At 65.9% G+C, this 19445-nt stretch carries 29 protein-coding genes; all 29 read right to left on the reverse strand.

What is annotated here, in order from left to right:
* Positions 1 to 22: 22 nt before the first annotated feature.
* Complete coding sequence (locus RNB18_RS41325; protein WP_311719267.1) at positions 23 to 685, reverse strand: adenylate kinase; 663 nt, start codon at positions 683 to 685, stop codon at positions 23 to 25.
* A complete protein-coding gene (gene secY, locus RNB18_RS41330) occupies positions 685 to 1998 on the reverse strand; it encodes a preprotein translocase subunit SecY (RefSeq protein ID WP_311719268.1) in 1314 nt (437 codons plus the stop codon). The genes RNB18_RS41325 and secY overlap by 1 nt, the downstream gene beginning before the upstream one ends.
* Before the next feature lie 187 nt (positions 1999 to 2185).
* On the reverse strand, positions 2186 to 2641 hold the full coding sequence (gene rplO, locus RNB18_RS41335) for a 50S ribosomal protein L15 (RefSeq protein WP_007384079.1): 456 nt from the start codon (positions 2639 to 2641) through the stop codon (positions 2186 to 2188).
* Positions 2642 to 2643: 2 nt separating this feature from the next.
* Entirely contained in the window at positions 2644 to 2826 is a 183-nt protein-coding gene (gene rpmD / locus RNB18_RS41340; protein WP_005481207.1) for a 50S ribosomal protein L30, read from the reverse strand.
* Positions 2826 to 3434, reverse strand: a complete 609-nt coding sequence (gene rpsE / locus RNB18_RS41345; RefSeq protein WP_010354225.1) for a 30S ribosomal protein S5 — start codon at positions 3432 to 3434, stop codon at positions 2826 to 2828. The genes rpmD and rpsE overlap by 1 nt, the downstream gene beginning before the upstream one ends.
* A 38-nt stretch (positions 3435 to 3472) precedes the next feature.
* Positions 3473 to 3856 carry a 50S ribosomal protein L18 gene (gene rplR / locus RNB18_RS41350; RefSeq protein ID WP_057607911.1) on the reverse strand — a complete coding sequence of 128 codons (384 nt, stop codon included), beginning with the start codon at positions 3854 to 3856 and terminating at the stop codon, positions 3473 to 3475.
* Between the two features lie 3 nt (positions 3857 to 3859).
* Positions 3860 to 4399: a 50S ribosomal protein L6 gene (rplF, locus tag RNB18_RS41355; protein WP_123991106.1), complete on the reverse strand. Its 540-nt coding sequence runs from the start codon at positions 4397 to 4399 to the stop codon at positions 3860 to 3862.
* A gap of 24 nt (positions 4400 to 4423) precedes the next feature.
* Positions 4424 to 4822 carry a 30S ribosomal protein S8 gene (gene rpsH, locus RNB18_RS41360; protein WP_057607912.1) on the reverse strand — a complete coding sequence of 133 codons (399 nt, stop codon included), beginning with the start codon at positions 4820 to 4822 and terminating at the stop codon, positions 4424 to 4426.
* Between the two features lie 207 nt (positions 4823 to 5029).
* Positions 5030 to 5215, reverse strand: a complete 186-nt coding sequence (locus tag RNB18_RS41365; protein ID WP_003948630.1) for a type Z 30S ribosomal protein S14 — start codon at positions 5213 to 5215, stop codon at positions 5030 to 5032.
* Positions 5216 to 5220: 5 nt separating this feature from the next.
* The gene (gene rplE / locus RNB18_RS41370) at positions 5221 to 5778 is read right to left on the reverse strand and encodes a 50S ribosomal protein L5 (protein WP_020135807.1); all 558 of its coding nucleotides are present in this window, start codon (positions 5776 to 5778) and stop codon (positions 5221 to 5223) included.
* Positions 5778 to 6101, reverse strand: a complete 324-nt coding sequence (rplX, locus tag RNB18_RS41375) for a 50S ribosomal protein L24 (RefSeq protein WP_003992365.1) — start codon at positions 6099 to 6101, stop codon at positions 5778 to 5780. The genes rplE and rplX overlap by 1 nt, the downstream gene beginning before the upstream one ends.
* A gap of 2 nt (positions 6102 to 6103) precedes the next feature.
* The gene (gene rplN / locus RNB18_RS41380; protein ID WP_003998823.1) at positions 6104 to 6472 is read right to left on the reverse strand and encodes a 50S ribosomal protein L14; all 369 of its coding nucleotides are present in this window, start codon (positions 6470 to 6472) and stop codon (positions 6104 to 6106) included.
* 98 nt (positions 6473 to 6570) lie between these two features.
* A complete protein-coding gene (rpsQ, locus tag RNB18_RS41385; protein WP_007384073.1) occupies positions 6571 to 6858 on the reverse strand; it encodes a 30S ribosomal protein S17 in 288 nt (95 codons plus the stop codon).
* Positions 6858 to 7082 (reverse strand): 50S ribosomal protein L29, encoded by a 225-nt coding sequence (rpmC, locus tag RNB18_RS41390; RefSeq protein ID WP_005481220.1) that lies wholly within the window; start codon positions 7080 to 7082, stop codon positions 6858 to 6860. Before rpmC ends, rpsQ begins: the two co-directional genes overlap by 1 nt.
* Complete coding sequence (rplP, locus tag RNB18_RS41395; RefSeq protein ID WP_006140905.1) at positions 7082 to 7501, reverse strand: 50S ribosomal protein L16; 420 nt, start codon at positions 7499 to 7501, stop codon at positions 7082 to 7084. Before rplP ends, rpmC begins: the two co-directional genes overlap by 1 nt.
* Positions 7502 to 7506: 5 nt before the next feature.
* Positions 7507 to 8331, reverse strand: a complete 825-nt coding sequence (gene rpsC, locus RNB18_RS41400; protein WP_037719146.1) for a 30S ribosomal protein S3 — start codon at positions 8329 to 8331, stop codon at positions 7507 to 7509.
* Entirely contained in the window at positions 8331 to 8678 is a 348-nt protein-coding gene (rplV, locus tag RNB18_RS41405) for a 50S ribosomal protein L22 (RefSeq protein ID WP_006604878.1), read from the reverse strand. Before rplV ends, rpsC begins: the two co-directional genes overlap by 1 nt.
* 44 nt (positions 8679 to 8722) lie before the next feature.
* Positions 8723 to 9004: a 30S ribosomal protein S19 gene (gene rpsS, locus RNB18_RS41410; RefSeq protein WP_057607913.1), complete on the reverse strand. Its 282-nt coding sequence runs from the start codon at positions 9002 to 9004 to the stop codon at positions 8723 to 8725.
* Between the two features lie 12 nt (positions 9005 to 9016).
* Entirely contained in the window at positions 9017 to 9853 is an 837-nt protein-coding gene (gene rplB, locus RNB18_RS41415; protein WP_030039757.1) for a 50S ribosomal protein L2, read from the reverse strand.
* A 38-nt stretch (positions 9854 to 9891) separates the two neighbouring features.
* A complete protein-coding gene (gene rplW / locus RNB18_RS41420; RefSeq protein ID WP_311719269.1) occupies positions 9892 to 10311 on the reverse strand; it encodes a 50S ribosomal protein L23 in 420 nt (139 codons plus the stop codon).
* On the reverse strand, positions 10311 to 10967 hold the full coding sequence (rplD, locus tag RNB18_RS41425; RefSeq protein ID WP_057607914.1) for a 50S ribosomal protein L4: 657 nt from the start codon (positions 10965 to 10967) through the stop codon (positions 10311 to 10313). The genes rplW and rplD overlap by 1 nt, the downstream gene beginning before the upstream one ends.
* Before the next feature lie 5 nt (positions 10968 to 10972).
* Positions 10973 to 11617, reverse strand: coding sequence for a 50S ribosomal protein L3 (gene rplC, locus RNB18_RS41430; RefSeq protein WP_311719271.1), 645 nt, complete (start codon positions 11615 to 11617; stop codon positions 10973 to 10975).
* A 17-nt stretch (positions 11618 to 11634) separates the two neighbouring features.
* Positions 11635 to 11943, reverse strand: coding sequence for a 30S ribosomal protein S10 (rpsJ, locus tag RNB18_RS41435; RefSeq protein ID WP_003948644.1), 309 nt, complete (start codon positions 11941 to 11943; stop codon positions 11635 to 11637).
* A gap of 419 nt (positions 11944 to 12362) precedes the next feature.
* The gene (locus RNB18_RS41440; RefSeq protein ID WP_311719304.1) at positions 12363 to 13553 is read right to left on the reverse strand and encodes an acyltransferase family protein; all 1191 of its coding nucleotides are present in this window, start codon (positions 13551 to 13553) and stop codon (positions 12363 to 12365) included.
* A 514-nt stretch (positions 13554 to 14067) separates the two neighbouring features.
* Complete coding sequence (gene tuf, locus RNB18_RS41445; RefSeq protein WP_057607917.1) at positions 14068 to 15261, reverse strand: elongation factor Tu; 1194 nt, start codon at positions 15259 to 15261, stop codon at positions 14068 to 14070.
* A gap of 155 nt (positions 15262 to 15416) precedes the next feature.
* Entirely contained in the window at positions 15417 to 17543 is a 2127-nt protein-coding gene (gene fusA / locus RNB18_RS41450) for an elongation factor G (RefSeq protein ID WP_266560763.1), read from the reverse strand.
* Positions 17544 to 17582: 39 nt separating this feature from the next.
* Positions 17583 to 18053 (reverse strand): 30S ribosomal protein S7, encoded by a 471-nt coding sequence (gene rpsG / locus RNB18_RS41455; RefSeq protein WP_005481264.1) that lies wholly within the window; start codon positions 18051 to 18053, stop codon positions 17583 to 17585.
* A 2-nt stretch (positions 18054 to 18055) separates the two neighbouring features.
* On the reverse strand, positions 18056 to 18427 hold the full coding sequence (rpsL, locus tag RNB18_RS41460) for a 30S ribosomal protein S12 (protein WP_003948652.1): 372 nt from the start codon (positions 18425 to 18427) through the stop codon (positions 18056 to 18058).
* A 322-nt stretch (positions 18428 to 18749) separates the two neighbouring features.
* Positions 18750 to 19376, reverse strand: coding sequence for a DUF1707 and DUF4190 domain-containing protein (locus tag RNB18_RS41465; protein ID WP_394817759.1), 627 nt, complete (start codon positions 19374 to 19376; stop codon positions 18750 to 18752).
* Between the last annotated feature and the right edge of the window lie 69 nt (positions 19377 to 19445).

Here is a 19445-nt window from a genome sequence, read left to right on the forward strand (position 1 = left end):
GCTGTCGTACTCGGAAAAACCGCTACGCGGCGTCGCCCTCGTGCTGGAGCGCCTCCATGGCGCGGCCGGTGACGTCCTCCACCTTGCCGAGCGCCGAGATCGTGACCACCAGGCCCTGGGCCTTGTAGTAGTCGATGATCGGCTCGGTCTGGGTGTGGTAGACCTCCAGGCGCTTGCGGACCGTCTCCTCGGAGTCGTCGTCCCGCTGGTACAGCTCGCCGCCGCAGGCGTCACAGACGCCGTCCTGCTTCGGCGCCTTGTACGAGACGTGGAAGACGTGCGCCGAGTCGTTGCGGCAGATGCGGCGGCCGGCGATGCGCTTGACGACCTCCTCCTCGGGTACCTCGAGGTCCAGCACCGCGTCCAGCTTCATGCCCTCGTGCTGCAGCATCTCGTCGAGCGACTCGGCCTGCGAGACGTTCCGCGGGAAGCCGTCCAGCAGGAAGCCGTTCTCGGCGTCGGGCTGCTCCATGCGGTCCTTGGCCATCCCGATGGTGACCTCGTCCGGAACCAGGTTGCCCGCGTCCATGTAGGACTTCGCGAGTTTGCCGAGGTCCGTCTGCCGGCTGATGTTGGCGCGGAACAGGTCGCCCGTGGAGATGTGCGGGATCGACAGGTTCTGGGCGAGGAACGCGGCCTGCGTTCCCTTACCGGCGCCCGGCGGCCCGACGAGGACGATACGCATCAGCGGAGGAACCCTTCGTAATTGCGCTGCTGGAGCTGGCTCTCGATCTGCTTCACCGTCTCGAGACCCACACCCACGATGATCAGGATGCTTGTCCCACCGAACGGGAAGTTCTGGCTTGCCCCGAAGCCAACCAACGCCATCGTCGGTACGAGTGCGATCAGACCCAAGTACAGCGAACCCGGCCAGGTGATCCGGTTGAGTACGTACGACAGGTACTCAGCGGTCGGTCGGCCAGCCCGGATGCCCGGGATGAAGCCACCATACTTCTTCATGTTGTCGGCGACTTCCTCGGGGTTGAAGGAGATCGCCACGTAGAAGAACGCGAAGAAAACGATGAGCAAGAAGTACATGCTGATGTAAATCGGGTGGTCGCCCTTGGTGAGGTTGGTCTCGATCCAGGTCTTCCAGCTCGACGTACCACTCGAGAACTGCGCCACCAGCGCCGGGATGTACAGCAGCGACGACGCGAAGATGACAGGGATCACACCGGCCTGGTTGACCTTCAGCGGGATGTACGTCGACGTCCCGCCGTAGGAACGACGGCCGATCATGCGCTTCGCGTACTGCACCGGGATACGGCGCTGGGCCTGCTCGACGAAGACCACCAGGCCGACCATGACCAGGCCGACCGCGATGACGGTGCCGAACTCGATCCAGCCGTCGGCCAGGGTGCCCTGCTTCTTGATGGCCCACAGGGCGGACGGGAAGGTGGCGGCGATCGAGATGAACATCAGGATCGACATGCCGTTGCCGATGCCGCGGTCGGTGATGAGCTCACCGAGCCACATGACGACGGCCGTACCGGCGGTCATCGTGATGACCATGACGATCGTGGTGAAGATCGCCCGGTCGGGGACGATGCTCGACGCGACGGTGCAGCCGGAGAAGAGAGCGCCGCTGCGGGCGGTGGCCACCAGGCCCGTGCCCTGAAGGATGGCGAGCGCCACCGTGAGGTAACGGGTGTACTGCGTGATCTTCGCCGTACCGGCCTGGCCCTCCTTCTTGAGGGCTTCCAGGCGTGGGATCACCACGGTCAGCAGCTGCAGAATGATGCTCGCCGTGATGTACGGCATGATGCCGAGCGCGAAGATCGTGATCTGCAGCAGCGCGCCACCGCTGAACATGTTGACCAGACCGAAGAGTCCCTGGTTGCCGGACGCCTGGTCCACACACTCCTGGACGGACTTGTAGTCCACGCCAGGGATCGGGATGTGGGTACCCACGCGGTACACCACGATGATGGCGAGCGTGAAGAGCAGCTTCTTGCGCAGGTCGGGCGTCCTGAACGCCCGGGCGAACGCGGTGAGCACGGTGCCTCCTGCGACCCCCGCGCTACTGCGTCAAGGGTGACGGTCTTGAGGTTCGACGAATATGTGGGAAAGCAGTGCAGGCCACCTTACCGGCGACAAGGCCTGCGGTGGAACGACCAACCGGGGATACCCCGTTGTGAGGTATCCCCGGTCGGGACTGCTTACGTCATCGAGACGCCTGCGGATCTCAGACGAGCTCGGTGACCGTGCCACCGGCGGCGGTGATCTTCTCCTTGGCGGAGCCGGAGACGGCGTCGACCGTCACCTGCAGCGCCACGGAGATCTCGCCCTGGCCGAGGACCTTGACGAGGCTGTTCTTGCGAACGGCACCCTTGGCCACGAGGTCCTCGACGGTGACCTCGCCACCCTCGGGGTACAGCGCGCCCAGCTTGTCGAGGTTCACGACCTGGAACTCGGTCTTGAACGGGTTCTTGAAGCCCTTCAGCTTCGGAAGACGCATGTGGAGGGGCATCTGCCCACCCTCGAAGCGCTCCGGAACCTGGTAGCGGGCCTTCGTACCCTTGGTACCACGACCGGCCGTCTTACCCTTCGACGCCTCACCACGACCCACACGGGTCTTGGCGGTCTTGGCGCCCGGGGCGGGACGGAGGTTGTGGATCTTGAGCGGGTTGTTCTCCGCCATGATCAGTCGACCTCCTCGACCGTCACGAGGTGGCGGACGGTGTGCACCATGCCGCGGAACTCGGGACGATCCTCCTTGACGACCTGCGTGTTGATGCCCTTGAGACCAAGGGAGCGCAGGGTGTCACGGTGGTTCTGCTTGCTGCCGATGTACGACTTCGTCTGCGTGATCTTGAGCTGAGCCATTACGCAGCACCAGCCCCGGCACGCGCACGCAGCAGAGCCGCGGGAGCGACGTCCTCGAGCGGCAGACCACGGCGGGCCGCGATCTCCTCGGGACGCTGCAGGCCCTTCAGGGCCTCCACGGTCGCGTGCACGATGTTGATCGCGTTCGACGAGCCGAGCGACTTCGACAGGATGTCGTGAACGCCGGCGCACTCGAGCACGGCACGCACCGGGCCACCGGCGATAACGCCGGTACCGGGGGACGCCGGCTTGAGCAGGACGACGCCCGCCGCCTTCTCACCCGTGATCGGGTGCGGGATGGTGCCCTGGATACGGGGGACCTTGAAGAAGTGCTTCTTGGCCTCCTCAACACCCTTGGCGATGGCGGCCGGCACCTCCTTGGCCTTGCCGTAACCGACACCCACGGTGCCGTCACCGTCGCCCACTACGACGAGCGCAGTGAAGCTGAAGCGACGACCACCCTTCACAACCTTGGCGACGCGGTTGATCGCGACAACGCGCTCAACGTACGCGGTCTTCTCGGCGGCAGCAGCGCCGCCGTCACGGCCCTTCCGGTCCCGCCGCTCGCCGCCACCGGCACCGCTTCCACGGCGCTGGGGTCCAGCCATTGGATTACCTCTCTCTTTCCGCTAGCTACGGAAGCGGCTCAGAACTTGAGCCCGGCTTCGCGGGCGGCGTCCGCCAGGGCGGCGATGCGCCCGGCGTACTGGTTGCCACCACGGTCGAATACGACAGCCTCGACACCGGCGGCCTTGGCGCGCTCGGCAACCAGGGCGCCGACCGACTTGGCCTGCGCGGACTTGTCGCCCTCGTTGCCGCGGATCGTGGTGTCCAGGGTCGACGCCGACGCCAGGGTGTGACCCTTGATGTCGTCGATGACCTGGGCCACGATGTGGCGGTTGGAGCGCGTCACGACCAGGCGCGGACGCTCAGCCGTACCCGAGATGTGCTTACGGATCCGGATGTGGCGACGCTTGATCGCGGCACGCTTGTAAGCGTCGCCCTTGAGGATCTTCTGTCCGTATGCCATGGCTTACTTACCCGCCTTTCCGACCTTGCGGCGGATGACTTCGCCCTCGTACTTGACGCCCTTGGCCTTGTACGGGTCGGGCTTGCGCAGCTTGCGGATGTTGGCCGCAACCTCGCCGACCTTCTGCTTGTCGATGCCCTCGACCGAGAACCGGGTGGGGGCCTCCACCTTGAAGGTGATGCCCTCGGGGGCCTCGACGGTGATCGGGTGGCTGTAGCCGAGAGCGAACTCGAGGTTCGAACCCTTGGCCGTCACGCGGTAACCGACACCGCTGATCTCGAGCTTCTTCACGTAACCCTGGGTCACGCCGGTGATCATGTTCGCCACCAGCGTGCGGGACAGGCCGTGCAGGGCCTTGTTCTGACGCTCGTCGTTGGGGCGGGTGACGTTGAGTACGCCGTCCTCACCCTTGGCGATGTCGATCGGCGCAGCGACGGTGTGGCTCAAGGAACCCTTGGGGCCCTTGACCGAGACCGTACGGCCGTCGATGGTGACGTCCACGCCGGCGGGAACCGTGATGGGGAGCTTGCCAATACGCGACATAGCTGTTTCCTCCGTTCCCTTCCGCTACCAGACGTAGGCGAGGACTTCCCCACCCACGCCCTTCTTGCCGGCCTGCTTGTCGGTGAGGAGCCCGTGCGACGTGGAGATGATCGCCACGCCGAGGCCGCCCAGCACCTTCGGCAGGGAGGTGGACTTCGCGTAAACCCGGAGACCGGGCTTGGAGATCCGCTTGATGCCCGCGATGGAGCGCTCACGGTTCGGGCCGAACTTCAGCTCGAGAACGAGGCTCTTGCCGACCTCGGCGTCCTCGACCTTCCAGCCCGTGATGAAGCCCTCCTGCTGGAGGATCTCCGCGATGTGAGACTTGATCTTGGACGCCGGCATCGTCACGGAGTCGTGGTATGCCGAGTTCGCGTTCCGCAGACGCGTAAGCATGTCTGCGATCGGATCAGTCATGGTCATGAATTGGCCTTCGGCCTCTCTCGCCGGGGTTTCCAGGTGCCCATCCCTCTCCTCGATCCGAGACGAGGCGGGTGCGGTGCGGTGGACCTACGGCGTAGTAAGTCGTACGGGCGTCAGGCGCCCAACCCTCCAAGCCTAAGCCATGAAAGGGTGGGCGCCTGACACGCCCATTGCTTACCGAGAGCTTCGGGAATCCCTAAAGGGGGATTACCAGGAGCTCTTGGTCACGCCCGGCAGCTCGCCACGGTGAGCCATCTCACGAAGGCAGACGCGGCACAGGCCGAACTTGCGGTACACGGAGTGCGGACGGCCGCAGCGCTGGCAGCGCGTGTAGCCGCGAACACCGAACTTGGGCTTGCGAGCAGCCTTGGCAATCAGAGCCTTCTTCGCCATCTCGCTCACGCCTCCTTGAAGGGGAAGCCGAGGTGACGAAGGAGCGCGCGGCCCTCAGCGTCGTTGGTCGCCGTGGTCACCACGGTGATGTCCATGCCCCGGGTACGGTCGATCTTGTCCTGGTCGATCTCGTGGAACATGACCTGCTCGGTGAGACCGAAGGTGTAGTTGCCACGGCCGTCGAACTGCTTGGGGGACAGACCACGGAAGTCGCGGATGCGCGGCAGCGCGAGCGACAGGGTGCGGTCCAGGAACTCCCACATGCGGTCGCCACGGAGTGTGACGTGGGCACCGATCGGCTGGCCCTCACGCAGCTTGAACTGCGCGATGGACTTGCGGGCCTTGGTGACGGCCGGCTTCTGACCGGTGATCGTGGTGAGGTCGCGGATGGCGCCCTCGATCAGCTTGGAGTCGCGGGCGGCGTCGCCCACACCCATGTTGACCACGATCTTGACGAGGCCGGGGATCTGCATGACGTTCTCGTACTTGAACTCGTCACGCAGCTTGCCCGCGATCTCCTCGCGGTACTTCGTCTTGAGACGCGGAGTCGTGGTGGTAGCCATCAGATGTCCTCACCCGTCCGCTTGGCAACGCGGATCTTGTTGCCCTCGTCGTCGAAGCGGTAACCGACACGCGTGACAACCTTGTTGCCGTCCTTCTCAACGACCAGCTGGACGTTGGAGACGTGGATCGGCGCCTCGGTCGTGACGATGCCACCGGCCTGCGAACCGCGAGCGGTCGGGCCGGCCTTGGTGTGCTTCTTGACCCGGTTGACACCCTCGACCAGGACACGGTCCTCGCGGGGGAAGGCCGCGATGACCTTGCCCTGCTTGCCCTTGTCCTTACCGGTGATGACCTGGACCAGGTCGCCCTTCTTGATCTTCATGCTTACAGCACCTCCGGAGCCAGCGAGATGATCTTCATGAACTTCTTCTCGCGCAGCTCGCGCCCGACCGGGCCGAAGATGCGGGTACCGCGAGGGTCGCCGTCGTTCTTCAGAATGACGGCGGCGTTCTCGTCGAAGCGGATGTACGAGCCGTCCGGACGGCGGCGCTCCTTGACGGTGCGAACGATGACCGCCTTGACGACGTCACCCTTCTTCACGTTGCCACCGGGGATCGCGTCCTTGACGGTGGCGACGATGACGTCACCGATGCCCGCGTAGCGGCGACCGGAGCCACCGAGCACACGGATGCAAAGGATCTCCTTCGCACCAGTGTTGTCGGCGACACGCAGTCGCGACTCCTGCTGGATCACGTCTATCTCCTGTTTGTCTGCCGGTTCCCCGGGGGCCGCTTAAGGAACGGCCCCCGGAGCCTGGCGGAACTGTCCTGCGAGGGGTGCCTCGCAGGAAATTACTTGGCCTTCTCGAGGATCTCGACGACGCGCCAGCGCTTGGTCGCCGACAGCGGGCGGGTCTCCGCGAGGAGGACCCGGTCGCCGACGCCGGCAGCGTTCTGCTCGTCGTGCGCCTTGAGCTTGTTGGTACGGCGGATGACCTTGCCGTACAGCGCGTGCTTGACGCGGTCCTCGACGGCGACGACGACGGTCTTGTCCATCTTGTCGCTGACGACGAGACCCTCACGGGTCTTGCGGAAGCCGCGGGCCTCTGCAGTCTGCTCAGTCACGTTGCTCTCACTCATCAGGCGCTCTCCACCGTCTCGATGCCCAGCTCGCGCTCACGCATCAGGGTGTAGATCCGCGCGATGTCCTTACGGACGGCCTTGAGCCGACCGTGGTTCTCGAGCTGACCCGTCGCCGCCTGGAAGCGGAGGTTGAACAGCTCTTCCTTGGCTTCGCGGAGCTTGTTGAGAAGCTCCTCGTCACCCAGTTCGCGCAGCTCGGACGCCTTGGTACCGGCCGACATCACGCTTCACCTGCCTCGCGCTTGACGATCCGGCACTTCATCGGCAGCTTGTGGGCTGCGCGAGTCAGGGCCTCACGGGCGATCTTCTCGTTGGGGTAGGACAGCTCGAACATGACCCGGCCCGGGTGCACGTTCGCGATCCACCACTCCGGCGAACCCTTACCGGAACCCATGCGGGTCTCGGCAGGCTTCTTCGTGAGCGGGCGGTCCGGGTAGATGTTGATCCAGACCTTGCCGCCACGCTTGATGTGGCGGGTCATCGCGATACGGGCCGCCTCGATCTGGCGGTTGGTCACGTACGCCGGCGTGAGGGCCTGAATGCCGTACTCGCCGAACGAGACCGTCGTACCGCCCTTGGCCTGACCACGGCGCTTCGGGTGGTGCTGCTTGCGGTGCTTGACCCTACGGGGGATCAGCATGTCGGTCAGGCCTCCGTTCCGGTGCTCTCAGCCGGAGCGGCGGCGGGAGCCTCGGCCTTGGGGGCCTCGGCGCCGGCAGCCTGCTGCGGCTTGCGACCGCGCCGCTCGCCACCACGGCCACCACGGGCCGGGCGGTCGGCACCGCCACCGCGAGCCGGGCGGTTACCCGCACGGGCGGCAGCGTTCTCGGCGCGGACCTCGGCGATGTTCTTGACGTCGCCCTTGTAGATCCAGACCTTCACACCGATGCGGCCGAAGGTCGTCTTGGCCTCGAAGAAGCCGTAGTCCACGTTCGCGCGGAGCGTGTGCAGGGGCACACGGCCCTCGCGGTAGAACTCCGAGCGGGACATCTCGGCGCCACCGAGGCGGCCACCGCACTGGATCTTGATGCCCTTGGCGCCGGCCTTCATCGCCGACTGCATGCTCTTACGCATGGCGCGGCGGAAGGAGACGCGGGAGGAGAGCTGCTCGGCGACGGCCTGAGCAACCAGCTGAGCGTCCGTCTCGGGGTTCTTGACCTCGAGGATGTTCAGCTGGACCTGCTTGCCCGTGAGCTTCTCGAGGTCACCGCGGATGCGGTCGGCCTCGGCGCCACGGCGGCCGATGACGATGCCCGGACGCGCGGTGTGGATGTCCACACGCACACGGTCACGGGTGCGCTCGATCTCCACCTTCGAGATACCGGCGCGCTCCATGCCGGACGTCATCATCCGACGGATGGCGACGTCTTCCTTGACGTAGTCCTTGTACAGCTTGTCGGCGTACCAACGGGACTTGAAGTCCGTGGTGATGCCGAGCCGGAACCCGTGCGGGTTTACCTTCTGGCCCATTACCGGGTTCCTTCCTTGCTGCTGACGACCACGGTGATGTGGCTGGTCCGCTTGCGGATCCGGTAGGCACGGCCCTGGGCGCGCGGACGGAACCGCTTCAGGGTCGGGCCCTCGTCGACGTACGCCTCGGAGATGACGAGGCTGCCGGCGTCGGTGTGGTCGTAGTTGTGTGCGGCGTTGGCGATGGCGCTGTCGAGCACCTTGCCGACGGGCACGGAGGCGGCCTGCGGAGCGAATCGCAGGACCGCCTGAGCCTCCGTGGCGTCCATGCCACGGATAAGGTCCACCACGCGGCGGGCCTTCATGGGCGTAACGCGGATGTACCGCGCCTGGGCCCTGGCTTCCATGGTTGTCCCTCTCAGTTACTTACGTGTCTGAATGCGATCCGCGTTTAGCGGCGCTTCGACTTCCGGTCGTCCTTGACGTGACCCCGGAAGGTGCGCGTCGGCGAGAACTCGCCGAGCTTGTGGCCGACCATCGACTCGGTGACGAACACCGGGATGTGGGTCTTGCCGTTGTGCACCGCGAGCGTGTGGCCGAGCATGGCCGGCACGATCATGGAGCGACGGGACCAGGTCTTGATGACGTTCTTGGAACCGGCTTCGTTCTGGGCGTCCACCTTTTTGATCAGGTGGTCGTCGACGAAGGGCCCCTTCTTGAGACTGCGCGGCATCTAAACCCGCTCCTAGCGCTTCTTGTTCGTCTTGCGGCGGCGGACGATGTACTTGTTCGAAGCCTTCTTCGGCGAACGAGTACGACCCTCCTTCTGACCCCAGGGGCTGACCGGGTGGCGACCACCGGAGGTCTTGCCCTCACCACCACCGTGGGGGTGGTCAACCGGGTTCATCGCCACACCGCGAACGGTCGGGCGGACGCCCAGCCAGCGCTTGCGGCCGGCCTTGCCCCAGTTGATGTTGCTCTGCTCGGCGTTGCCGACCTCGCCGACCGTGGCGCGGCAGCGCTGGTCGACCAGGCGGATCTCACCGGAGGGCATACGAAGGTGGGCCATCGTGCCCTCCTTCGCCAGCAGCTGCACCGACGCGCCTGCGGAGCGGGCGAACTTGGCGCCGCCACCGGGACGGATCTCGATCGCGTGGATCGTGGTACCGACCGGGATGTTGCGGAGCGCCAGGTTGTTGCCCGGCTTGATGTCGGCCCCGGGACCGTTCTCGACGCGGTCACCCTGCTGCAGGTTGCGGGGGGCGAGGATGTAGCGCTTCTCGCCGTCCGCGTAGTGCAGCAGCGCGATGCGCGCGGTGCGGTTGGGGTCGTACTCGATGTGCGCGACCTTCGCCGGCACGCCGTCCTTGTCATGGCGACGGAAGTCGATGACTCGGTAGGCGCGCTTGTGTCCGCCACCCTGGTGGCGAACGGTCACACGACCGGCGTTGTTACGGCCGCCCTTGCTGTGCAGCGGGCGGACCAGCGACTTCTCCGGCGTGGACCGCGTGACCTCGACGAAGTCGGCGACGCTGGAGCCACGACGGCCCGGCGTAGTCGGCTTGTACTTGCGGATTCCCATTTCTCAGTCCTCGTCCGATATCGGACGATCCGACCCGCTTACGCGGTCGGACCGCCGAAGATGTCGATACGGTCGCCCTCGGCAAGGGTCACGATCGCGCGCTTGCTGTCGGCACGCTTGCCGAAGCCGGTGCGGGTCCGCTTGCGCTTGCCCTGGCGGTTGATCGTGTTGACGCCGGTGACCTTGACCGAGAAGACCGCCTGGACGGCCTGCTTGATCTGGGTCTTGTTGGCGCCGGGGGCCACGATGAACGTGTACTTGCCCTCGTCGAGAAGCGCGTAGCTCTTCTCGGACACGACCGGCTTCAGCAGGACGTCACGGGGGTCCGTGAAGGCCTTGCTCGCCGGGGTGACGACGGTGTTCTTGCCCTCGGTCTCGTGGCGACGCGCCTTGGCGACGCGCGCGACCTTCTTGGCCTTGGCGGCCTTCGAGGCGATGCTCGGGTGACGCGTAGCCATCAGGCTTCGCTCCCTTCGGTGTCAGCGGCCTTGGGGCCAGACACGAAGGACTCGAAAGCGGCCTGGGTGAAGACCACGTCGTCCGAGACGAGAACGTCGTACGTGTTCAGCTGGCCCGGCTCCAGGATGTGGACCTGGGGCAGGTTGCGAGCGGACAGCCACGCGGCCTCGTCGGCACGGTCGATGACGAGCAGCAGGTTCTTGCGCTCGCTGATCTTGCCGAAGAGCGTCTTCGCGGCCTTCGTCGAAGGCGACTCGCCCTCGATGACGCCGGAGACGACGTGGATGCGGTTGTTGCGGGCCCGGTCGGTGAGGGCGTGGCGCAGGGCCGCGGCCTTCATCTTCTTCGGGGTCCGCTGCGAGTAGTCACGCGGCGTGGGGCCGTGAACGACGCCACCGCCGGCGAACTGCGGCGCACGGGTCGAACCCTGACGGGCGCGGCCGGTGCCCTTCTGGCGGTAGGGCTTCTTGCCGCCACCGCGGACCTCGCCACGACGCTTGACCTTGTGCGTGCCCTGACGGGCGGCGGCCAGCTGCGCGACGACGACCTGGTGAAGCAGCGGAATGCTGATCTTCTCTACGTCGAAGATCTCGGCCGGGAGCTCAACGGTCCCGGCGGTGTCGCCGGAGGGCGACAGAATGTCAATGGTGCTCATAGTCCTCAGGCCCCCTTGGCCGCGGTGCGGACCAGGACGAGGCCGCCGTTCGGACCAGGAACCGCGCCCTTGATGAGGAGCAGGCCCTTCTCCGCGTCAACGGCGTGAACGGTCAGGTTCTGGGTGGTGACCCGCTCGTTGCCCATACGACCCGCCATGCGGAGGCCCTTGAACACGCGGCCCGGGGTGGCGCAGCCACCGATGGAACCGGGAGAGCGGTGCTTGCGCTGGGTGCCGTGACCGGCGCCGAGGCCCTTGAAGTTGTGACGCTTCATGACACCGGCGAAGCCCTTGCCCTTGCTCTTGCCGGTCACGTCGACCTTGATGCCGGCCTCGAACACCTCAGCGGTGATCTCCTGGCCGAGGGTGTACTCGCTGGCGTCAGCGGTACGGATCTCGACGAGGTGGCGGCGGGGAGTGACGTCGGCCTTGGCGAAGTGGCCCTTGAGGGGCTTGTTCACCTTGCGCGGGTCGATCTCGCCGAACGCGATCTGGACGGACTCATAGCCGTCGGCGTCGCTCGTACGGACCTGGGTCACGACATTGGGGCCGGCCTTGACGACGGTGACCGGAACAACACGGTTGTTCTCGTCCCACACCTGCGTCATGCCGAGCTTCTCGCCCAGGATGCCCTTGATCTGCTTAGCCATCGTTCAGATCACCGGCCTCAGAGCTTGATCTCGATGTCGACACCGGCCGGGAGGTCGAGTCGCATCAGAGAGTCAACGGTCTTGGGGGTCGGGTCGAGGATGTCGATCAGACGCTTGTGCGTGCGCATCTCGAAGTGCTCGCGCGAGTCCTTGTACTTGTGCGGCGACTTGATGACGCAGTACACGTTCTTCTCAGTGGGCAGCGGCACCGGGCCCGCGACCGACGCACCAGTGCGCGTCACCGTCTCGACGATCTTCTTCGCCGAGGAGTCGATGACCTCGTGGTCGTAGGCCTTGAGCCGGATGCGGATCTTCTGTCCCGCCATGGCTACTCCGTAGTCCTGTCTCTTTTACAGCTCTGGAACCCGGTGTCCCGTGACTTCCTCCGACCCACGCGGTCGGGCGTGTCGCACTCTCACTGACACAGATGTCCCTTGTTCGAACATCCCTGATCTGGGAAAGAGGTTCACCGGGCGCCTGGCCAGTGCCGCACTCCACTTCCCGGAAGATTCCCGTACGTCCGCCCCAGCGCTGCCATATGGCAGTTAGGGCGACGAGTACTGTGGGACTCGCTTCCAGGCCTCCCGGCGGGAGGCGCGCAGCATCAACACTCGACCGAGCAACCCCGCTAGTCTGCCATACGGGGCAGGGGCCTGGCCAATCGAGCCGGAGACAATACCCCGGGAGTGACACAGATCAAACACGGGCCGGGCCGGTCGAGGAACCAGGGAGCTCCGTACGGGACTCAGGCGCTCGCGTTCCGCAGCCGCGCGAACGACGTGTCAAGCCCCTGCTTCAGCAGCCGTGCCGCCGGCCGTTCCACGAACCGGTGCACCAGCCAGCTCAGCAGCATGAAACCGGCGATCACGGAGACGACCAGCAGCCGGGCGTCCATGGTGTCGCGCAGGCGGTTGATGACCGCGGTACCGGCCGCGTAGTGCATCAGGTACAGCGGATACGTCAGCGCGCCCGCCGTCACCAGCCACTTCCACCGGACGCGGTCCGTGGCCCCGAGGGCGACGGCGACCATGACGAGCAGGAACACGGTGAAGATCGCCACGCTCCCCCGCCATCCCGACACATGCTCGACCTCGTCGATCCGGATGCCCAGTTCGCGCTGGCCCATCAGCCAGGCCATCGCGAGGATGCCCCACAGCAGCAGGTCCTGGCCGAAGCGGTGCATCAGATACAGCGCCAGGCCCGCGATGAAGTACCAGGCGCCCTCCGGGTTGGCGACCAGTTCCAGCAGCGGCAGCTTCGAGATCGGGGCGAGCATGGCCGCGGCGCCCCACACGCAGCAGAAGACGACGACCTTGCGGTAGGTCAGGCCGCTCCACACGACCACCAGGAACAGCAGGTAGAAGCGCAGCTCCGACCAGAGGGTCCAGTAGACGCCGTCGACGTTCATGACGCCCGAACCGGACTGGAGCATCGTGATGTTGAGGAGTACGTCGCGCATGCGCAGGCGGTCCCACACGCCGGGCAGCAGCATCAGGACGGTGGTGGTGAACGCGATGGCGAACCAGTACGCCGGGTAGAGCCGGATCACCCGTGACACGAAGAACTGTCTCGGGGTACGGCCCCAGCAGGACATGCAGATCACGAAGCCGCTGATCACGAAGAAGATCTCGACGCCGATCCAGCCGTAGGAGGCGAACCGGAAGACCGTCGGCATGATGTCGGAGACCGGACGGTCCCAGATGCGGTTGCCCGGCTGGTCGACGCGGTGGGTGCCGGCGTAGTGGTGCACGGCGACCATGAGGGCGGCGAGGAGCCGGATGCCGTCGATGGCGTAGAGCCGGCGGCCTGCGCGATCCCGTACGGCGGCGCGGGTGGGCTGTCCCGGCGGGGCGGGCACGGTGAGGGGCGGAAGCGGCTGCTGCAGGCCGCTGACGACCCGTCGGGGTATCGACGTTCTGCGCTCCGCATCCTGCATCGACACCTGGGTGTCCGTCCGTCCTCGCGAGGGAATGCCGGGCCGGGAGTGGCCACCGGACGCCTCAGGCTACGACCCTCACAACCACCCCACAGCGACCAGACAAGAACAATCCCCCCACCGGCGCCGGGGAGTTGCCGCAAACCTCGCCGAACCGCTTCACAGAGTTCCCGCAGACTTCACTTGACGTCTTGTCAGGACGCCACGCCCGTCCCGATGATCTCAGCCATGTACAAACGAAGAAGCATCGTCCAGGACACACTGGTCGTGAGCACCTGACTCGGATCAACTGCCCGTCCCTGCGGCGCGGCGATCGGCCCGTGGTACGGGGACCTGGTCGAGGCGCACCGCGACGACGGGTTCACCACCCTCGCCGTCACCGTCCCCTGTTGCGGGGCGGCGACCTCGCTGGACGCCCTGGAGGCGGGTGTCGCCCGCATCTGAACGAGCGCATACGAAAAGGCCCGTACGACCGAAGTCGTACGGGCCCCTTCAGAGACCTACCGGGTCAAGATCAGGCGTTGATCTTGGTGACCTGGCCGGCGCCCACCGTGCGACCACCCTCACGGATGGCGAACTTCAGGCCCTCTTCCATGGCGACGGGCTGGATGAGCTCCACCTTCATCTCGGTGTTGTCACCCGGCATGACCATCTCGGTGCCCTCGGGGAGGGTCACCACGCCGGTCACGTCCGTCGTACGGAAGTAGAACTGCGGACGGTAGTTGTTGAAGAACGGCGTGTGGCGGCCACCCTCGTCCTTGGACAGGATGTAGGCCTGCGCCTCGAACTCGGTGTGCGGGGTGACCGAGCCCGGCTTGATGATGACCTGGCCGCGCTCGACGTCCTCGCGCTTGATGCCACGGAGGAGCAGACCGACGTTCTCACCGGCCTGGCCCTCGTCGAGCAGCTTGCGGAACATCTCGATACCGGTGACCGTGGTGGTGGTCTTCTCGGTCTTGATGCCGATGATGTCGACGGTCTCGTTGACCTTCAGGACACCACGCTCGATACGGCCGGTGACGACCGTACCGCGACCGGTGATCGTGAAGACGTCCTCGATCGGCATCAGGAACGGCTTGTCGACGTCACGCTCGGGCTGCGGGATGGACTCGTCGACGGCCTTCATCAGGTCGAGGACGGTCTGGCCCCACTCCTTGTCACCCTCGAGCGCCTTGAGCGCCGAGACCTTGACGACCGGCAGGTCGTCGCCCGGGAACTCGTACTCGGAGAGGAGCTCACGCACCTCGAGCTCGACGAGCTCCAGGATCTCCTCGTCGTCCACCATGTCGGCCTTGTTCAGGGCGACGACGATGTAGGGAACGCCGACCTGGCGGGCCAGGAGCACGTGCTCCTTGGTCTGCGGCATCGGGCCGTCGGTGGCGGCGACCACGAGGATGGCGCCGTCCATCTGCGCCGCACCCGTGATCATGTTCTTGATGTAGTCCGCGTGACCGGGGCAGTCGACGTGGGCGTAGTGACGCGTCTCGGTCTGGTACTCGACGTGCGCGATCGAGATGGTGATACCGCGCTGGCGCTCCTCGGGAGCCTTGTCGATCTGGTCGAAGGCCGAGGCCTCGTTCAGGTCCGGGTACGCGTCGTGCAGCACCTTGGTAATGGCGGCCGTAAGGGTCGTCTTACCGTGGTCGATGTGACCGATGGTGCCGATGTTGACGTGGGGCTTAGTCCGCTCGAACTTCGCCTTCGCCACGGGGTCCTCCTGTGGAGTGGTTCTGAACGCCTTGCTTCATCGGCGCCAGGTGATCTTTGCTGGAAAGCCTCGGCCCGGGGGCACTCCCCCCGCAAATGCGGGTGAATGCCCCTCCGGGCTCCGGAGTCAAGCCTAAAGCGTGCGAACGCGGTGCGTTACTCGCCCTTGGCCTTCGCGATGATCTCCTCGGCGACGTTCCGCGGAACCTCGGCGTAGGAGTCGAACTGCATCGAGTAGCTTGCGCGACCCGACGTCTTGCTGCGGAGGTCTCCGACGTAGCCGAACATCTCCGAGAGGGGCACGAGGCCCTTCACGACGCGGGCACCGGCCCGCTCCTCCATGGCCTGAATCTGACCACGGCGGGAGTTGATGTCGCCGATGACGTCGCCCATGTAGTCCTCGGGCGTGGTGACCTCGACGGCCATCATCGGCTCGAGCAGCACGGGGCTGGCCTTGCGCGCGGCCTCCTTGAAGGCCTGCGAGCCGGCGATCTTGAAGGCGAGCTCGGAGGAGTCGACCTCGTGGTAGGCGCCGTCGAGAAGAATGACGCGGACGCCCGTCATCTCGTACCCGGCGAGGATGCCGAACTGCATGGCCTCCTGCGCACCGGCGTCGACCGAAGGGATGTACTCCTTCGGGATACGACCACCGGTCACCTTGTTCACGAACTCGTACGAGGCGTCGCCGCCCTCGATCGGCTCGATCGCGATCTGCACCTTGGCGAACTGGCCGGTACCACCAGTCTGCTTCTTGTGCGTGTAGTCGACGCGCTCGACGGCCTTGCGGATCGTCTCACGGTAGGCGACCTGCGGCTTACCGACGTTGGCCTCGACCTTGAACTCACGGCGCATACGGTCGACCAGCACCTCGAGGTGCAGCTCGCCCATACCACCGATGATGGTCTGGCCGGTCTCCTCGTCCGAGTGGACCTGGAAGGAGGGGTCCTCCTCCGCGAGACGCTGGATGGCCACACCCAGCTTCTCCTGGTCACCCTTGGACTTGGGCTCGATGGCGACCTGGATGACCGGCGCCGGGAAGTCCATGGACTCCAGGATGACCGGGTTCTTGTCGTCGCTCAGCGTCTCACCGGTGGTGGTCTGCTTCAGGCCCATCACGGCGACGATGTCGCCGGCGCCCACCGACTCGATCTCCTCACGCTTGTTCGCGTGCATGCGGTAGATCTTGCCGATGCGCTCCTTCTTGCCCTTGACGGAGTTCAGCACCGCGGTGCCGGACTCCAGGCGACCGGAGTAGATCCGGACGAAGGTGAGCTTGCCGAGGTGCGGGTCGCTCATGATCTTGAACGCCAGCGCGGACAGCGGCTCCTCGTCGGACGGCTTGCGCTTGACGACGACCTCGGGGTCCTTGACGTCGTGGCCCTCGATGGCCTCGACGTCGAGCGGGGTCGGCAGGTAGCGCACGACCGCGTCGAGCAGGGGCTGGACGCCCTTGTTCTTGAACGCGGTGCCACAGAACACCGGGGTGACCGTGACGCCGTCGGACTTGCCGGACGCGATGGTGATGCGACGGATCGCGGCGTACAGCTGCTCCTCGGTGGGCTCCTGGCCCTCCAGGAACAGCTCCATGATCTCGTCGTCGTTCTCCGCGACGGCCTCGACCAGCTTGCCGCGGTATTCCTCGGCCGCCTCGGTGTGCGTGGCCGGGATGTCGACGACGTCGTACATCTCGCCCTTCGCCGCCTCGGCGGACCACACGAGCGCCTTCATGCGGACCAGGTCCACAACGCCCTTGAAGTCCATCTCGGCGCCGATCGGCAGCTGCATGACGAGCGGGACGGCGCCCAGGCGGTCCGAGATCATGTCCACGCAGCGGTGGAACTCGGCGCCGGTACGGTCCAGCTTGTTCACGAAGCAGATGCGCGGCACACCGTAACGGTCGGCCTGACGCCACACCGTCTCGGACTGCGGCTCGACACCGGCGACACCGTCGAACACCGTGACGGCACCGTCGAGCACGCGGAGCGAACGCTCCACCTCGACCGTGAAGTCGACGTGCCCGGGGGTGTCGATGATGTTGATCGTGTAGTCGTTGTCCTCAAGCGGCCAGTGACAGGTGGTGGCAGCAGAGGTGATCGTGATGCCACGCTCCTGCTCCTGCTCCATCCAGTCCATGGTGGCGGCGCCGTCGTGGACCTCACCGATCTTGTAGCTGACGCCGGTGTAGAAGAGGATCCGCTCGGTGGTGGTCGTCTTGCCCGCGTCGATGTGGGCCATGATCCCGATGTTGCGGACCTTGGCCAGGTCAAGTGAAGTGGTAGCCATAAGGCTTCGGTCTTCTCTCGGTCTCGATGGGGTCTGCGACTACCAGCGGTAGTGCGCGAAGGCCTTGTTGGACTCGGCCATCTTGTGGGTGTCCTCGCGCTTCTTGACGGCCGCACCGAGGCCGTTCGAAGCGTCGAGAAGCTCGTTGAGCAGACGCTCGGTCATGGTCTTCTCGCGACGGGCGCGGGAGTAACCGACCAGCCAGCGCAGGGCGAGCGTGTTCGCACGGCCCGGCTTGACCTCGATCGGGACCTGGTAGGTCGCGCCACCGACACGGCGGGACTTGACCTCGAGGGTCGGCTTGATGTTCTCCAGCGCGCGCTTCAGCGTGATGACCGGGTCGTTGCTGGTCTTCTCGCGCAGGCCCTCCATGGCGCCGTACACGATGCGCTCGGCGGTGGAGCGCTTGCCGTTCAGCAGCACCTTGTTGATGAGGGAGGTCACCAGAGGAGAACCGTAGACCGGGTCGATGATGACCGGGCGCTTCGGGGCGGGGCCCTTACGAGGCATTTCTACTTCTCCTTCTTGGCGCCGTAGCGGCTGCGGGCCTGCTTGCGGTTCTTGACACCCTGGGTGTCGAGCGAACCGCGGATGATCTTGTAACGAACACCGGGCAGGTCCTTCACACGACCGCCACGCACGAGCACGATGGAGTGCTCCTGCAGGTTGTGTCCCTCACCCGGAATGTAAGCAGTGACCTCGATCCCGCTGGTCAGACGCACACGCGCGACCTTACGCAGGGCCGAGTTCGGCTTCTTCGGGGTGGTCGTGAACACACGCGTGCAGACGCCACGACGCTGAGGGGAACCCTCGAGTGCGGGCGTCTTGTTCTTCTCGACCTTGTCCTGCCGGCCCTTCCGGACCAGCTGCTGGATCGTAGGCACTACTTCTCCGGTTTCTGTGTGCCGAATGGTGAAGCTAACCTGGAACTTCGCCGACCCACGCGGTCGGGTGTGTCGAATCCGGCGGACTCCCGCCGCGAGGCGAAAAGGGCGCAGATTGCGGTGGCCGCTCGAGGCTCCCCTAGTGCGGTTGAAGGCACGCACGAGAGCCAGGGCACACCCCAGGCACAAGGTCTGAGCGTACCCAGCTGATTCGCTGCGGTCAAAACAAATGGACGGCGGCAAGCTCTCGGGACGGCCGGTGTCAAGCCCCTACGCCGTGGATGATCTTCGATTTCACACTGCGCACACGCGAAAGCCGGGCTCACCCGGAGGCGAGTCCCACGGCGATCAGGAGCGTCATCAGGATCGACCACGCGGCGATCGACAGCCAGCCGAACACCAGCCCGGTCAGCGCGAGCCCGTCGCCGCCCTCTCCGGTCCGGTCGATCTCCGCGCGCGCGGCGTGCCCGAGGATCACCGCCGGGATCCCGGTGAACCCGAAGGTCGGCACACACAGCAGCCCGCACACCGCGGCTCCGACCGCCTTCCCGTTCGCCCGCGGCCGCGGGGCGGGCAGAAAGGTCCGCGGTACGGCGGTGAAGGGCGCCGGATGGGGCACGGGCCCGAGCGGCAGATCGGACACGAGCAGCGCCAGCTCCCCGACCGTACGGGCGCCATACGCCCGCTCCACCCGCTTGTCGAACTCGTCCTTCTCCAGCCGCCCCTCCCCGTAGCCGGCCCGAAGCACATCGACGGCACGCTCACGGTCGGCGTGGGAGGCGAGCATGGAGGGAGCGGCCTGGGGCTGCCCGGGGTGGTTCACACTCGGCCGGGACGGTGGGTGGTGGGGCTGGAGGTGCGAGACCTCTCTCCCGTGCCACGCGTTCGGCCCACCGCTGCCAGACGGCTCGTCCTTGTCCTGCCACGGCTGCCACGACGACTGCGACACGGAGCACCTCCCGACCCCTGAGGTCCCTCCAATGATGCGCCATCGTCCGCCCTTTTCCACCCCACATGT

The organism is Streptomyces doebereineriae (assembly GCF_031845645.1).
GTDB lineage: Bacteria > Actinomycetota > Actinomycetes > Streptomycetales > Streptomycetaceae > Streptomyces > Streptomyces canus.

Excerpts from the sequence above, each read along its gene's own strand:
- rplR (WP_057607911.1), bottom strand. The coding sequence starts at position 3,856 with ATGGCATACGGACAGAAGATCCTCAAGGGCGACGCTTACAAGCGTGCC.
- rplO (WP_007384079.1), bottom strand. The coding sequence starts at position 2,641 with ATGGCGGAGAACAACCCGCTCAAGATCCACAACCTCCGTCCCGCCCCG.
- rpsG (WP_005481264.1), bottom strand. The coding sequence starts at position 18,053 with ATGCCTCGTAAGGGCCCCGCCCCGAAGCGCCCGGTCATCATCGACCCG.
- rplV (WP_006604878.1), bottom strand. The coding sequence starts at position 8,678 with ATGGAAGCCAGGGCCCAGGCGCGGTACATCCGCGTTACGCCCATGAAG.
- rplW (WP_311719269.1), bottom strand. The coding sequence starts at position 10,311 with ATGGCTACGCGTCACCCGAGCATCGCCTCGAAGGCCGCCAAGGCCAAG.
- RNB18_RS41325 (WP_311719267.1), bottom strand. The coding sequence starts at position 685 with ATGCGTATCGTCCTCGTCGGGCCGCCGGGCGCCGGTAAGGGAACGCAG.
- rpsJ (WP_003948644.1), bottom strand. The coding sequence starts at position 11,943 with ATGGCGGGACAGAAGATCCGCATCCGGCTCAAGGCCTACGACCACGAG.
- rplX (WP_003992365.1), bottom strand. The coding sequence starts at position 6,101 with ATGAAGATCAAGAAGGGCGACCTGGTCCAGGTCATCACCGGTAAGGAC.
- rplP (WP_006140905.1), bottom strand. The coding sequence starts at position 7,501 with ATGCTGATCCCCCGTAGGGTCAAGCACCGCAAGCAGCACCACCCGAAG.
- fusA (WP_266560763.1), bottom strand. The coding sequence starts at position 17,543 with ATGGCTACCACTTCACTTGACCTGGCCAAGGTCCGCAACATCGGGATC.
- RNB18_RS41440 (WP_311719304.1), bottom strand. The coding sequence starts at position 13,553 with ATGCAGGATGCGGAGCGCAGAACGTCGATACCCCGACGGGTCGTCAGC.
- rplE (WP_020135807.1), bottom strand. The coding sequence starts at position 5,778 with ATGGCTACCACCACGACTCCGCGTCTCAAGACGAAGTACCGCGAGGAG.
- rplB (WP_030039757.1), bottom strand. The coding sequence starts at position 9,853 with ATGGGAATCCGCAAGTACAAGCCGACTACGCCGGGCCGTCGTGGCTCC.
- rpmC (WP_005481220.1), bottom strand. The coding sequence starts at position 7,082 with ATGTCGGCCGGTACCAAGGCGTCCGAGCTGCGCGAACTGGGTGACGAG.
- rpsC (WP_037719146.1), bottom strand. The coding sequence starts at position 8,331 with ATGGGCCAGAAGGTAAACCCGCACGGGTTCCGGCTCGGCATCACCACG.
- rpsH (WP_057607912.1), bottom strand. The coding sequence starts at position 4,822 with ATGACCATGACTGATCCGATCGCAGACATGCTTACGCGTCTGCGGAAC.
- rpsQ (WP_007384073.1), bottom strand. The coding sequence starts at position 6,858 with ATGAGTGAGAGCAACGTGACTGAGCAGACTGCAGAGGCCCGCGGCTTC.
- rpsS (WP_057607913.1), bottom strand. The coding sequence starts at position 9,004 with ATGCCGCGCAGTCTCAAGAAGGGGCCCTTCGTCGACGACCACCTGATC.
- rpsE (WP_010354225.1), bottom strand. The coding sequence starts at position 3,434 with ATGGCTGGACCCCAGCGCCGTGGAAGCGGTGCCGGTGGCGGCGAGCGG.
- rplC (WP_311719271.1), bottom strand. The coding sequence starts at position 11,617 with ATGGCTAAGCAGATCAAGGGCATCCTGGGCGAGAAGCTCGGCATGACG.
- rplF (WP_123991106.1), bottom strand. The coding sequence starts at position 4,399 with ATGTCGCGTATTGGCAAGCTCCCCATCACGGTTCCCGCCGGCGTGGAC.
- RNB18_RS41365 (WP_003948630.1), bottom strand. The coding sequence starts at position 5,215 with ATGGCGAAGAAGGCTCTGATTGCCAAGGCTGCTCGCAAGCCCAAGTTC.
- rpmD (WP_005481207.1), bottom strand. The coding sequence starts at position 2,826 with ATGGCTCAGCTCAAGATCACGCAGACGAAGTCGTACATCGGCAGCAAG.
- rplD (WP_057607914.1), bottom strand. The coding sequence starts at position 10,967 with ATGAGCACCATTGACATTCTGTCGCCCTCCGGCGACACCGCCGGGACC.